Origin of the sequence: Pseudoxanthomonas sp. SGT-18, assembly GCF_003931645.1 — a bacterium.
Lineage (GTDB): Bacteria > Pseudomonadota > Gammaproteobacteria > Xanthomonadales > Xanthomonadaceae > Pseudoxanthomonas.
In genome coordinates, this window is sequence record NZ_RRYJ01000004.1 from 206143 (window position 1) to 219817 (window position 13675).

Below are 13675 nucleotides of genomic sequence, written 5' to 3' on the forward strand. Positions count from 1 at the left end.
GCTGCGTCGCCAGGAATCCATGGTGGCCTTGCAGACCACGACCAATCCGAATCCGGATCCCACTCCCGGAGACGCGGCCGCGCAGGGTTGGGCCTGCAATCGCACCTGGATCCCGGATGCGCTTGGGTTATCCGGGCGACGACCCTTCCGCCAGCCCGGCCGGTACCAGCAAGCGCTCGTGCCAATCCCGAATCCCGAATCACGGATCCCGAATCACGAATCCCGAACCACCAATCCCGTCCTTCCCGCCATCCGCTCGCGCAGCCGGTCCAGGGCCAGGAACACCGCCGGGGTGGTGTAGAGCGTCAGCACCTGGCTGACCAGCAGGCCGCCGACGATGGCGATGCCCAGCGGGCGGCGCATTTCCCAGCCCTCGCCGGTGGCCAGCATCAGCGGCAGCATGCCCAGCAGCGCGGCCACGCTGGTCATCAGGATCGGGCGGAAGCGCAGCTTCGCCGCCTCCAGGATCGCCGCCTGCGCCGGCTGGCCCTCGCGCTGCGCCGCCAGCGCGAAGTCCACCATCAGGATGGTGTTCTTCATCACCACGCCCACCAGCAGGAACAGGCCCAGCAGCGAGATCAGGTTGAGCTCGCCGTCGAACAGCAGCAGCGCGACCAGCGCGCCGATCCCGGCCGAAGGCAGGATCGACAGGATCGCCAGCGGCTGCACCAGGCTCTCGTACAGCACGCCCAGCACCAGGTATACCGCCAGCACCGCGCCCAGGATCAGCCACGCCTGGCGGTTGCGCAGGTCCTGCAGGCTGCCGGCCTCGTCGCCGAGCCGGGCCTGGACCTCGGTGGGCAGCATGATCTTCGCCATCGCGTCCTCGATCGCCGCGGTGGCCTCGCCCAGGGTGACGCCCGGGGCGAGGGCGAAGCTGATCCGGGTGGAGACGAACTGCGAATGGTGCTGGATCCGGTCCGGGGCCATGCCGTAGCCCCAGCTGGCGATCGCCGAAAGCGGCACGCGGTGGCCGCCGGCGGCGATCACGTACACCTGGTCCAGCGTCTCCGGCGAGGTGGTGTAGCGCGGATCCAGCTCCATCACCACCCGGTACTGGTTGAGGCTGTCGTAAAGCGTGGCCACCTGGCGCTGGCTGAAGGAGTTGTTGAGCACGGTGCCGACCGTGCGCATGTCCACGCCCAGCCGCGCCGCCGCCTCGCGATCGATCTCCAGGCGCACCTGGCGCATGCCCTCGTCGCCGCTGGAGTCCACGTCCACCAGCTGCGGCAGCGCCGCCAGCGCCTCCTGCACCTTCGGCGTCCACTCGCGCAGCGGCCCGATGTCGCCGGCCAGCAGCTGCAGGTCCAGGTTGCCGTCGTCGTTGCCGCCGCCGATGCGGATGTCCTGGTCCACCCAGAACCACAGGTTGCCGCCGGGCACCTTGGGCAGGTTCCGGCGCAGGCGGTCGATCACCTCGCGGCTGGAGACCTTGCGCTCGGCCAGCGGCTTCATCTGCATCATCACGAAGCCGTTGTTCACCCCGGTGCCGCCGCCGATGTAGCCGGCGATGTCGGCGATCGCCGGGTCCTGCAGCAGGAACTCGCGGTAGGCCTGGATCTTCGGCTGCATCACCTGGAACGAGAGGCCGTCGTCGCCGCGGATGAAGCCGCGCAGCTGGCCGGTGTCCTGCTGCGGCACCGTGCCCTTGGGCACCTTGGCGAACAGGTAGGCATTGAGCGCCACCGTGCCCAGCAGCAGGCAAAGCATCAGCGGCAGGCGGGCGAGGCTGCGGTCCAGCGAACGCAGGTACAGCCGGCGCAGGCCGCCGAACAGCAGCTCGCCCAGCCGCTCCCACGGCGGCACCACCCGGTCCGGGCCGGCGCTGCGCAGCAGGCGCGAGCACAGCGCCGGGGTGAAGCTCAGCGAGACCGCCACCGACACCGCCATCGCCGCCACCAGGGTCAGCGAGAACTCGCGGAACAGTTTCTCGACGAAGTCGTCCAGGAACAGGATCGAGACGAACACCACGCCCAGGGCGATGTTCATCGACAGCAGGGTGGCGCCGACCTCGCCGGCGCCGCGCATCGCCGCCGCCACCGGCGACAGGCCGGCGGCCAGGTGCCGGGAGATGTTCTCCAGCACCACGATGGCGTCGTCCACCACCAGCACCGCGGCCACGATCAGCGCCATCAGCGACAGCGTGTTGAGCGAGAACCCGGCCAGCCAGATGATCGCCAGCGCGCCGAACAGCGAGACCGGGATCGCCAGCGAGGGCACCAGCGCCGCGCGCCAGCTGCCCAGGAACGCCAGCACCACCAGCACCACCAGGCCGATCGCCAGCACCAGGGTGGCCTCGGCCTCGCGCAGGGTGGCGCGGATCACCGGCGAGCGGTCCATCACCACCTTCATGTCCACGCCTGCCGGCAGCAGCGCCCGCAGCGTGTCCATCTGCCCGTGGATCGCGTCCACGGTGCGGATGATGTTCGCGTTCGGCTGGCGGTTGACCATCATCAGCACCGCCGCGCGGCGGTTGTGGAAGCCGGAGGCGTAGCGGTTCTCGGTGCCTTCGCCGACCTGGGCCACGTCGCGCAGGTGCACCGCGCGGCCGTCGCGCCAGGCCACCACCAGGTCGCGGTATTCCTCCGCTGTGCGCAGCTGCAGCCCGGCCTCGACCTGCCACTGGCGGTCGTCGCGGGCCACCGTGCCCAGCGGGCGCAGGGCGTTGGCGTTGCGGATCGCCGCGGCCACGTCCTCCAGGGCGATGCCGTACTGGTTCAGCGCGCCGGGGTTGAGCGAGACCCGCACCGCCGGCAGCGAGCCGCCGCCGACGCCGACCTCGCCCACGCCCGGCACCTGCGCGATCTTCTGCGCCAGCACGGTCGAGGCCACGTCGAACACCTGCGCCGGGGTGAGCGTGTCCGAGCTCAGCGCGATGGTCATGATCGGCGCCTGCGACGGATTGATCTTGCGGTACTGCGGCATGCCCGGCATGCCCGAGGGCAGCTGCGCGCGCGCGGCGTTGAGCGCGGCCTGGACCTCGCGCGCGGCCTCGTCGATGTCGCGGTCCAGCGAGAACTGCAGGTCGACGCGGGTGCTGCCCTGGTTGCTGCTGGAGGTGATGCGGGTGATCCCGGGGATGCTGCCCAGCGCCCGCTCCAGCGGGGTGGCCACGGTGGCCGCCATCGACTCGGGGCTGGCGCCGGGCATGCTGGCGCTGACCTGGATCGCGGGGTAGTCGACCTGCGGCAGCGGCGCCACCGGCAGCTGGCGCAGGGCCAGCAGGCCGCACAGCACCACCGCCACCGCCAGCAGCACGGTGGCGACCGGGCGCTCGATGAACACCCGCGACAGGTTGGGCGAGGCGCCTTCGTGCATGTCAGGCCGCCGCGCCGGCGCCTTCGGCCGCCGCCTCGCGGCGGCGCGAGAGGCGGTCGAAGAACAGGTACACCACCGGGGTGGTGAACAGGGTCAGCACCTGGCTCACCAGCAGGCCGCCGACCATCACCAGGCCCAGCGGCTGGCGCAGCTCGGCGCCGGAGCCGGAGGCGAACACCATCGGGATGGCCGCGAACAGCGCCGCCAGGGTGGTCATCAGGATCGGGCGGAAGCGCAGCAGGGCGGCGCGGTGGATCGCCTCGCGCGGCGCCAGTCCCTGCTCGCGCTCGGCCTCCAGGGCGAAGTCGATCATCATGATCGCGTTCTTCTTCACCAGGCCGATCAGCAGGATGATGCCGATCACCGCGATCAGGTCCAGGCTGCGCCCGGACAGCAGCAGCGCCGCCAGCGCGCCCACCGTGGCCGAGGGCAGGGTGGAGAGGATGGTCACCGGGTGGATGAAGCTCTCGTAGAGCACGCCCAGCACGATGTACATCACCAGCACCGCGGCCAGGATCAGCCACAGGGTGCTGGAGAGCGAGTTGCGGAACGCCTGCGCCGCGCCCTGCAGGCGCAGCTCGACGCTGGCCGGCATGCCGATGTCGGCACGCGCCTGCTCGATCGCCGCCACCGCCTCGCCCAGCGAGGCGCCCGGCGCCAGGTTGAAGGAGAAGGTCACCGCCGGGAACTGGCCCAGGTGGCTGACCTGCAGCGGGGTCGGGCGGGTCTCCACGCGCGCCAGGCCCGACAGCGGCGTCTGCCGGCCGTCGGCGGTGGCCACGTGGATGCGGCCGATCGCCTCCGGTCCCAGCTGGAAGCGCGGATCGGCCTCCAGCACCACCCGGTACTGGTTGGCGTGGGTGAAGATGGTCGAGACCTGGCGCTGGCCGAAGGCGTCGTACAGCGCGTCGGCGATCGCCGAGACCGACACGCCCAGGCGCGCGGCCGCGTCGCGGTCGATGTCCAGCCAGGCCTGCAGGCCCTGGTCCTGCAGGTCGCTGGCCACGTCGGCCAGGGCCGGGTGCTTGCGCAGCGCCTGCAGCATCGCCCCGGTCCAGCGCGACAGCTCGTCCAGGTCCGGGGTGGTCAGGGCGAACTGGTACTGGGTGCGGCTGACCCGGTCCTCGATGCTCAGCTCCTGCACCGGCTGCAGGTACAGGTCGATGCCCGGCACCGCGGCGGCGCGGCGCTTGATCCGCTCGATGATCTCCAGCGCGCCGGCGCTGCGCTCGGCGTGCGGCTTGAGTTCGATCAGGAAGCGGCCGCTGTTGAGCGTGGCGTTGCTGCCGTCCACGCCGATGAAGGAGGACAGGGTGGCCACGTCCGGATCGGCGAGGATGGCGTCGGCCAGCGCCTGCTGGCGGCGCGCCATGGCCTCGAACGAGACCGACTGCGGCGCCTCGCTGATGCCCTGGATCAGGCCGGCGTCCTGCACCGGGAAGAAGCCCTTGGGCACGGCGATGTACAGCGCGACGGTCAGGGCCAGGGTGGCCGCGGTGGCGCCCAGCATCAGCGGCTGCCGCGCCAGCACCCAGTGCAGGCCGCGGTCGTACAGCGCCACCACGCGGTCGAACATGTCGCCCTGGGCGCCGTCGGCGCCGGCCTCGCCATGGCCGTGCCCGGCCTTGAGGAAGCGCGCGCACAGCATCGGAGTCAGGGTCAGCGAGACCACCAGCGAGATGCCGATGGCTACCGCCAGGGTGATCGCGAACTCGTGGAACAGCTTGCCGACCACGTCGCCCATGAACAGCAGCGGGATCAGCACGGCGACCAGCGACACCGTCAGCGAGACCAGGGTGAAGCCGATCTGGCGCGCGCCGTTGAGCGCGGCCTCCATCGGGCCTTCGCCGTCCTCCATGCGCCGGGCGATGTTCTCCAGCATCACGATCGCGTCGTCGACCACGAAGCCGGTGGCGATGGTCAGCGCCATCAGGGTCAGGTTGTTGAGCGAGAACCCCGCCAGCAGCATCACCCCGAAGGTGGCCACCAGCGACAGCGGCACCGCGATCGAGGGAATGATCGTGGCCGGCACCGTGCGCAGGAACACGAAGGTCACCAGCACCACCAGGCCGATCGCCAGCAGCAGCTCGTGCTGCACGCCCTTGATCGAGGCGCGGATCGACTCGGTGCGGTCGCTGAGCACGGCCACGTCCACCGCCGCCGGCATCGAGGCGCGCAGCTGCGGCAGCAGGGCGTGGATCCGGTCCACCACCTCGATCACGTTGGCGCCGGGCTGGCGCTGGATGTTGACCAGGATCGCCGGGGCCTTGCCCGACCAGGCGGCGAGCTGGCTGTTCTCCGGCCCCTTCTCCACGGTGGCGACGTCGCCCAGGCGCAGCGGCGCGCCGTCGTTCCAGGCCAGCACCAGCTGCCGGTACTCCTCGGCCGAACGCATCTGGTCGTTGGCGTCGAGCATGGTGGCGCGGGTGGGGCCGTCGAAGCTGCCCTTGGGCATGTTCACGTTGGCCGCGCCGATCGCGCGGCGGATGTCGCCCATGCCCAGGCCCGCGGCGGCCAGCGCCTGCGGGTTGACCTGGATGCGCACGGCAGGGCGCTGCCCGCCGGCCAGGCTCACCAGGCCCACGCCCGGCAGCTGCGACAGGCGCTGGGCCATGCGCGTGTCGACCAGGTCGTAGACCTCGGGCAGGGCCATCGAAGGCGAGGTCACCGCCAGGGTCAGGATCGGGGTGTCGGCCGGGTTGACCTTGCGGTACACCGGCGGCATCGGCAGGTCGTTGGGCAGGAAGTTGGAGGCGGCATTGATCGCGGCCTGCACCTCCTGCTCGGCCACCCCCAGGTCCACCTCCAGCGAGAACTGCAGGGTGATCACCGAGGCCCCGCCGGAGCTGGTGGAGGTCATCTGGTTCAGCCCCGGGATCTGGCCCAGGCGCCGTTCCAGCGGCGCGGTCACCGCGCTGGTGGTCACCGCCGGGCTGGCGCCCGGGTACAGGGTGAGCACCTGGATGATCGGGTAGTCGACCTGGGGCAGCGCCGAGACCGGCAGCAGGCGGTAGGCGAACAGGCCCGACAGCAGCAGCGCCAGCATCAGCAGCGAGGTCGCCACCGGGCGCAGGATGAACGGGCGGGACAGGTTCATCGCGCGGCGGCCGCCTTGCTGCCACCAGCCGCGGCGTCGACGGGCCTGCCGGCGTCGGCCGCGACCGGCACGCCGTCGGCGTCGACCACCTGCACCTTGCCGCCCTCGCGCAGGCGGTCCAGGCCCTCGAGCACCACGCGCTCGCCGTCCGCCAGGCCCTCGAGCACGGCCACCCGGCCCTCGTGGCTGGCGCCCAGCTTCACCTCGCGCACGCTGGCGGTGTCGTCCTCGCCCACCACGTACACGTAGGTGCCGCGGTTGCCGAACTGCACCGCCGCATCGGGGATCGAGACCACGTCCGCGCTGCCCAGGCGCAGGCGCACGTTGACCGACTGGTTGGGGAACAGCGACTCGTCCGCGTTCTCGAACAGGGCGCGCAGGCGCAGGGTGCCGGTCTGCACGTCGATGCGGTTGTCCAGGCTGGACAGGGTGCCGCTGGCCAGCGGCTGGCGCTCGTCGCGGTCCCAGGCCTGCACCGCCAGCGCCTGGCCCCCGCGCACCGCCGCCTGCACCGAGGGCAGCACGCCTTCGGGCAGGGCGAACACCACGCTGATCGGACGGGTCTGGGTGATGGTGGCGATCCCGCCCTCGTCGCCGGCGCGCACCAGGTTGCCCACGTCCACCGTGCGCAGGCCGATGCGGCCGTCGATCGGCGCGGTGATGCGGGTGTACTGCAGCTGCAGGCGGGCCTCGTCCACCGCGGCCTGGTCGCTCTCGCGGCGGCCCTCGAACTGGCGCACGCGCGCCTGCAGGTCGGCCACTTCCTGGGCGGAGACGTAGTTGGCGCCGGCCAGGTCGCGGAAGCGCTGCAACTGGATGCGGGTGTTCTCCAGCTCGGCCAGGTTCTGCTTCTGCGCGCCCTCGGCCTGGGCCAGGCGCACCTGGAACGGGGCCGGGTCGATCTCGGCCAGCAGCTGGCCGGCGCGGACCTGCTGGCCCTCGTCGAAGGCGATGCGCAGCAGCTCGCCCTCGACCCGCGGGCGCACGGTCACCGTGCGCAGCGGGGTAACGGTGCCCAGCGCCTTGATCTCCAGGTCCAGCGGGCCGCGCTCGGCGGTGGCCACGCGCACCGGGGTCGGCGGGCGCTCGCCCCAGCCGCCGCGACCGCCGCCCGGAGGCGCGTCCTCCTTCCCGGAGCAGCCCCGCCACAGCAGGACCAGGGCCAGCACCAGGCCGAGGACCAGGAGCGCTTTGAGGAGGCGGGGCAGCTTTTTCATCGGTAGTCCATCAGGGCGGCGGGCGCAGGGCCCACCGTGGGGGAGGTGTACGGGGCAAGGCCTGGGGTCGCGGCGCCGCTTTCCCTGGCCGGGCTGTGCGCCCGGCGCGACGCCTGCCCGGTGATGGTACGGGAGCGGTTTGCCGCGGTTGCATGACTTTGGTCATGCTGCGCGTAATTCACCAGGGATCGCGCGCCCGCGAAGCGGGGGCAGGAGCCCGCAGCGGTGCGGGTCGCGGCCGGGCGGGGTGGCCGGCAAGGCGGCCGGGCGGGGCGGGGTGGTTTCCCTGGCGGCGGTGTTCGGCTAGAATCGCCGGCTTACCTCGTCATCCTGGCGACTGGGCAACACGAAAAACACATGGTCAAGATCCGTCTCACCCGCGGCGGCGCCAAGAAGCGCCCGTTCTACCACATCGTCGTCACCGACTCGCGCAGCGCCCGCGACGGCCGCAACATCGAGCGCGTCGGCTACTACAACCCCGTTGCCCAGGGCAACGAGCAGCGCGTTGTGCTGGACATCGCCCGCGTCGACTACTGGGTGGGCAACGGCGCGCAGCTGACGGACAAGGTCCGCAGCCTGTACAAGGAAGTGGTCAAGGCCCAGAGCCAGGCCCAGGCCGCCTGATGGCGACGGCCGCCCCTGGCGGCGGCCGGTACCTGACATGAACGACGCAGGGCGTCCCACTCCAGCACCGCGGAAGCTGATTCTGCTGGGCCGGGTGACGGGCGCCTTCGGCGTGCGCGGCGACGTCAGGCTCGAGTCCTGGACCGAGCCGCGCGCGCAGATCTTCCGCTACCAGCCCTGGATCCTGCGTTCGGCCAACGGCGCCGAGCGCGAGCTGCGCGGGGCCAGGGGGCGCGACACCGGCAAGCACGTAGTGGCGACCCTGCCCGGCTGCGACGACCGCGATGCCGCCGAGGCCCTGCGCGGCACCGAGATCCTGGTCCCGCGCGAGGCGCTGCCGCCGCCGGCACCCGGCGAGTACTACTGGGTCGACCTGGAAGGGCTGAAGGTGGTCACCGTCGACGGCGTGGCCCTGGGCGAGGTTTCGCACCTGCTGTCCACCGGCGCCAACGACGTGCTGGTGGTGCGCGGCGAACGCGAGCGCATGATCCCCTTCGTCCGGCCCGACTACGTCACCTCGGTGGATTTCGACACCGCCACCATCACGGTCGACTGGGATCCCGATTTCTAGGGGCCGTGATTCGTGATTGGTAATTGGTGATTTGAAAGAGCGATAAGCTCGGATTGCCAGCCGAACTGGGTTGCCAGCGCCTCCCGCTTTTCCGAATCACGAATCCCGAATCACCAATCACCGCTCCATGCGCATTGACGTCGTCAGCCTGTTCCCCGAAGAGGTCGACCGCTGCACGGCGTTCGGCGTGACCGGGCGCGCGCGCGAGCGCGGGCTGCTGCAGTTGCACGGCTGGAACCCGCGCGAGTACGCCGACGGCAACTACCGCAAGACCGACGACCGCACCTTCGGCGGCGGGCCGGGCATGGTCATGCTGGTGGAGCCGCTGCGGCGCTGCCTGGCGGCGGTGCGGCAGGCCGACCCGACCCCGGTGCACGTGGCCTACCTGAGCCCGCAGGGCCGGCGCCTGGAGCAGAAGCGGGTGCGCGAGCTGGCGGCGATGCCGCGCCTGGTGCTGCTGTGCGGCCGCTACGAGGGCATCGACGAGCGCCTGGTCCAGGCCGAGGTGGACGAGGAGCTGTCGATTGGCGACTACGTGCTGTCCGGTGGCGAGCTGGCCGCGGCGGTGGTGGTCGACGCGGTGGCCCGGCTGCAGGACGGCGCGCTCAACGACGCCGGCTCGGCTGCCCAGGACAGCTTCGAGGACGGGTTGCTGGACTGCCCGCACTACAGCCACCCGGTCGAGCACGCGTACGGCACCGTCCCGGAGGTGCTGCGATCGGGCAACCATGCTGCGATCGCGCGCTGGCGCCGGCAGCAGGCCCTGGTGCGGACCTGGCTGCGGCGCCCGGACCTGCTGCAGGGGCGGGAACTGTCCAAGGTCGACCGCAAGCTGCTGGAGGAGGGCCTGCGCGCGCTGGAACAGGACCCGGCGGGGCAGGAGGCACCGCCGGCCTGACCCTGCCCGGTTCCGGTCCATGGGGTGACTAGCCACGGACCTTGCGGACCGGCTACAATGCCGGATTCCTGCAAGAGGCAGGCCCCGAAGGGCGCCGGAGCAGGCATCCACAACAACAAACGCGCAGCGCAATCCGGCGACTGCGTTAGCCCGAGTTGTCATCCAGACACGCCCACCCGAACAAAGAGTCGGTCACCATGAGCAAGCTGAACAAGTCCATCATCGCGGAGTTCGAGTCCGCCCAGATCAACCGCGAACTGCCGAAGTTCAGCCAGGGCGACACCGTCGTGGTGAACGTCAAGGTCAAGGAAGGCAACCGCGAGCGCGTGCAGGCCTACGAAGGCGTGGTCATCGCCACCAAGAACGCCGGCCTGAACTCGTCCTTCACCGTGCGCAAGATCTCGCACGGCTACGGCGTCGAGCGCGTGTTCCAGACCTTCAGCCCGATGATCGAGTCGGTCGAGGTCAAGCGCCGCGGCAAGGTCCGCGCCGGCAAGCTGTACTACCTGCGTGGCCTGGAAGGCAAGGCGGCCCGCATCAAGGAAGACCTGGCTGCCGTGGCCAAGGCCAAGGCCGAGAAGAACGCCGGCTGATCCGCCGCGTCTTCGCTGTCCGCGACGGCCGCCCCAGGGCGGCCGTTTGCGTGGTGGCCTCCGCGCGCTGGCGTCCCCGCGCCGACGGGCGCACACTGCGGACGTACCGCGGCCTGCCGGCAGCCGCCATTCGCACCGGCCGTACACGCGATCGATGCCGAACACCCGTACCTGCAACCTGGCCTGCATGATCCCGCCCCACGCGGGCGCCGCTGGTGCCTCCCATGGCTGAGACGGAAGCCGGCGCGCACGTGCGCCTGGACGTCTGGCTGTGGGCGGCGCGCTTCTTCCGCACCCGCAGCCTGGCCCGCCAGGCGGTGGACACCGGCAAGGTCGAGGTCGGCGGACAGCGCGCCAAGCCTTCGCGTGCGATCCGGGTCGGCGATGCCCTGCGCGTGACCCGCGGCGAGGAAACCTTCGAGGTCCAGGTACTGGGCCTGAGCGACACCCGCGGCCCGGCCCCGGTGGCGCAGGCGTTGTACGCCGAGAGCGCCGAATCGGCGAAGCGGCGCGAGGAGCAGCGGCTGCAGCGCGCCGCCATGCGCGATGGCTACCGCCCGCCGGAGCACAAGCCGGACAAGCGCGCCCGCCGCCTGATCCAGGCCCTGGGCGACATCGACGCGTTCTGATCCACCCCTGACTTCCGGCCTGTCGCGCGGGCACCCGTGCCGGTGTAGAACGGGCGTGTTCCCGCCGACCGGAGTTGCCGAATGCTTCGCAGGATGTCCGCCCTTGCCGTGCTGTCGCTGGGCCTGGCCGGTTGCGCCAGTGTCCAGGACGATCCACTCGCCCCGATGGCCGCCGATTGCCTGGTGGGCGGCGACAAGGGGCCGGCGCTGCCGGGCCAGCCGGGTACCAGCCGCGACCGCCGCTGCAAGCCGGCGGAGGAAGCGGTGATCTGGTCCAGCGAGCGCGACAGCCGGATCAAGCTCGACCTGCGCGCGCGCGACCAATAAGCACCAACGAAAAGCCCCGCCCGGAACCCGGGCGGGGCATGCTGCGTGCCGCGTGCGGGCTCAGGCGCGCAGGTCGAAGCGGTCCAGGTTCATCACCTTGGTCCAGGCGGCGACGAAGTCGCGGGCGAACTTCTCCGCGCCGTCGTCGGACGCGTACACCTCCGACAGGGCGCGCAGCACCGAGTTGGAGCCGAACACCAGGTCGATCCGGGTCGCGGTCCACTTCACCGCGCCGCCGTTGCGCTCGCGCACTTCGTACAGCTGGCGCTCCGCGTCCACCGGCGTCCACTCGTAGGCCATGTCCAGCAGGTTGGTGAAGTAGTCGGTGCTGAGCACGCCCGGGCGCTCGGTGAACACGCCATGGCGGCTGCCGTCCCAGCTGGCGTCCAGTGCCCGCAGGCCACCGACCAGCGCGGTCATCTCCGGCGGGGTCAGGGTGAGCAGCTGGGCCTTGTCCACCAGCAGGTGCTCGGCCGGCACTTCGGACGGGGCCTTGAGGTAGTTGCGGAAGCCATCGGCGAACGGCTCCATGTGGCGGAAAGCCTCGACGTCGGTCTGCTCCTGCGAGGCATCCACGCGGCCGGGCGCGAACGGCACCTCGACGTAGACGCCGGCCGCCTTGGCCGCCTGCTCGATCGCCACGCCGCCGGCCAGCACGATCAGGTCGGCCAGCGACAGCCGCACCTGCGGCTGCAGCTCCTCCAGCTTCTCCAGCGCCTTGATCGCGCGCTGGTTGACCTGCCAGCCGCGCTGCGGCTCCAGGCGGATGCGCGCACCGTTGGCGCCGCCGCGCTTGTCGCCGCCGCGGAAGGTGGAGGCCGAAGCCCAGGCCAGGGCGACCAGGTCGCCGGCCGGCAGGCCCAGCGCCTCGATCCTGGCCTTGGCATCGGCGATGTCGGCCGCCTCGGGGGCGTGCACCGGCCTGGGCAGCGGGTCCTGCCAGATCAGGTCCTCGGCCGGCACTTCCGGGCCCAGGTAGCGGGCCTTGGGGCCCATGTCGCGGTGGGTCAGCTTGAACCAGGCGCGGGCGAAGGCATTGGCGAAGGCCTGCGGGTCATCGCGGAAGCGGCGGGAGATGGGGCCGTAGACCGGGTCGAAGCGCAGCGCCAGGTCGGTGGTGAGCATGGTCGGCTTGCGCCTGGGCGAGTCCGGGGTGGGGCCGGGGATGAAGGGCTCGACGTCCTTGGCCACCCACTGGTGCGCACCGGCCGGCGACCTGGTGAGCTCCCACTCGAAGTCGAACAGGAACTTGAAGAAGTCGTTGTTCCACTGCGCCGGGGTGCTGGTCCAGGTCACCTCCAGGCCGGAGGTGATGGTGTCGGCGCCCTTGCCGGTGCCGAACCTGTTGGCCCAGCCCAGGCCCTGCATCTCCAGGTCGGCCGCTTCCGGATCCGGGCCGACATTGTCGGCCGGGCCGGCGCCGTGGGTCTTGCCCAGGGTGTGGCCACCGGCGATCAGGGCCACGGTTTCCTCGTCGTCCATGCCCATGCGGCCGAAGGTCACGCGGATGTCGTGCGCGGCCAGCAGCGGATCGGGGTTGCCGTCCGGGCCTTCCGGGTTCACGTAGATCAGGCCCATCTGCACCGCGGCCAGCGGGTTCTCGAGGTTGCGGCTGTGGATCTTGCCGTCGGCGTCGTCCTCGGACACCAGCACGCTGTCGCCCTCGGGCTTGGGCACGCCTTCCGAGCCGCGGGCGTAGCGCTCGTCGCCGCCCAGCCAGGTCTTCTCGCGACCCCAGTACACGTCCAGGTCCGGTTCCCAGGTGTCCTCGCGGCCGGCGCCGAAGCCGAAGGTGCGGAAGCCGGCGTGCTCGAGGGCGACGTTGCCGGCCAGGATCATCAGGTCGGCCCAGGAGATCTTCTGTCCGTATTTCTTCTTGACCGGCCACAGCAGGCGGCGGGCCTTGTCGAGGCTGACGTTGTCCGGCCAGGAGTTGAGCGGGGCGAAGCGCTGCTGGCCGCGGCCACCGCCGCCGCGGCCGTCGCCGACGCGGTAGGTGCCGGCGCTGTGCCAGGCCATGCGGATCATCAGGCCCACGTAGCTGCCGAAGTCGGCCGGCCACCAGTCCTGCGAACTGGTCATCAGGTCCAGCAGGTCCTTCTTCAGCGCCGCGTAGTCGAGCTTGCTGAACTCCTCGCGGTAGTTGAAGTCCTTGCCCAGCGGATTGGAGCGCTCCGAGTGCTGGGTCAGCAGGTCCAGGCGCAGCTGGTTCGGCCACCAGTCGCGGTTGGTGGTGCCTGTGCCGGCGACGCCGGCGTGGAACGGACACTTCTTCTCGGTCGTCATTGGGATTGCCCCTCTGCTTCGTGCCCACGGGGGAGCGGGCGGTGGATGCGATGCGGCGCGGGCCGCGCGCCGCCTGTGGCGAAGGGACTGCTGCTGCAAGCCCGTAGCCGGTGTG

General features: G+C 71.3%; 10 protein-coding genes. 6 read left to right on the forward strand and 4 right to left on the reverse strand.

The annotated features are described in order from the left end of the window. Positions 1-213 precede the first annotated feature (213 nt). Genes EIM47_RS07830 through EIM47_RS07840 form a run of 3 tightly spaced genes read right to left on the reverse strand, consistent with a single transcriptional unit; the run spans position 214 to position 7632 of the window. Positions 214-3318, reverse strand: a complete 3105-nt coding sequence (locus EIM47_RS07830) for an efflux RND transporter permease subunit (RefSeq protein WP_125076603.1) — start codon at positions 3316-3318, stop codon at positions 214-216. A gap of 1 nt (position 3319) precedes the next feature. Beyond that, on the reverse strand, positions 3320-6415 hold the full coding sequence (locus tag EIM47_RS07835; RefSeq protein WP_028915403.1) for a multidrug efflux RND transporter permease subunit: 3096 nt from the start codon (positions 6413-6415) through the stop codon (positions 3320-3322). Further along, positions 6412-7632, reverse strand: coding sequence for an efflux RND transporter periplasmic adaptor subunit (locus tag EIM47_RS07840; RefSeq protein ID WP_125076604.1), 1221 nt, complete (start codon positions 7630-7632; stop codon positions 6412-6414). Before EIM47_RS07840 ends, EIM47_RS07835 begins: the two co-directional genes overlap by 4 nt. 357 nt (positions 7633-7989) lie before the next feature. Here EIM47_RS07840 and rpsP point away from each other — a divergent pair, with 357 nt between their 5' ends. From rpsP to EIM47_RS07870, 6 genes are all read left to right on the forward strand, one after another. Then, a complete protein-coding gene (rpsP, locus tag EIM47_RS07845; RefSeq protein WP_028915405.1) occupies positions 7990-8256 on the forward strand; it encodes a 30S ribosomal protein S16 in 267 nt (88 codons plus the stop codon). A 37-nt stretch (positions 8257-8293) separates the two neighbouring features. Then, positions 8294-8827, forward strand: coding sequence for a ribosome maturation factor RimM (gene rimM, locus EIM47_RS07850; protein WP_050992169.1), 534 nt, complete (start codon positions 8294-8296; stop codon positions 8825-8827). 127 nt (positions 8828-8954) lie between these two features. Continuing rightward, positions 8955-9725: a tRNA (guanosine(37)-N1)-methyltransferase TrmD gene (trmD, locus tag EIM47_RS07855; RefSeq protein ID WP_125076605.1), complete on the forward strand. Its 771-nt coding sequence runs from the start codon at positions 8955-8957 to the stop codon at positions 9723-9725. Positions 9726-9922: 197 nt separating this feature from the next. Beyond that, positions 9923-10318 carry a 50S ribosomal protein L19 gene (gene rplS / locus EIM47_RS07860; protein WP_019398730.1) on the forward strand — a complete coding sequence of 132 codons (396 nt, stop codon included), beginning with the start codon at positions 9923-9925 and terminating at the stop codon, positions 10316-10318. Positions 10319-10542: 224 nt separating this feature from the next. Beyond that, positions 10543-10947 (forward strand): RNA-binding S4 domain-containing protein, encoded by a 405-nt coding sequence (locus EIM47_RS07865; RefSeq protein WP_019398731.1) that lies wholly within the window; start codon positions 10543-10545, stop codon positions 10945-10947. Between the two features lie 93 nt (positions 10948-11040). Beyond that, a complete protein-coding gene (locus tag EIM47_RS07870; protein ID WP_019398732.1) occupies positions 11041-11274 on the forward strand; it encodes a hypothetical protein in 234 nt (77 codons plus the stop codon). Between the two features lie 60 nt (positions 11275-11334). Here the strand turns inward: EIM47_RS07870 and katG are convergent, their stop codons facing one another. Continuing rightward, complete coding sequence (gene katG / locus EIM47_RS07875; RefSeq protein WP_125076607.1) at positions 11335-13560, reverse strand: catalase/peroxidase HPI; 2226 nt, start codon at positions 13558-13560, stop codon at positions 11335-11337. Positions 13561-13675 lie beyond the last annotated feature (115 nt).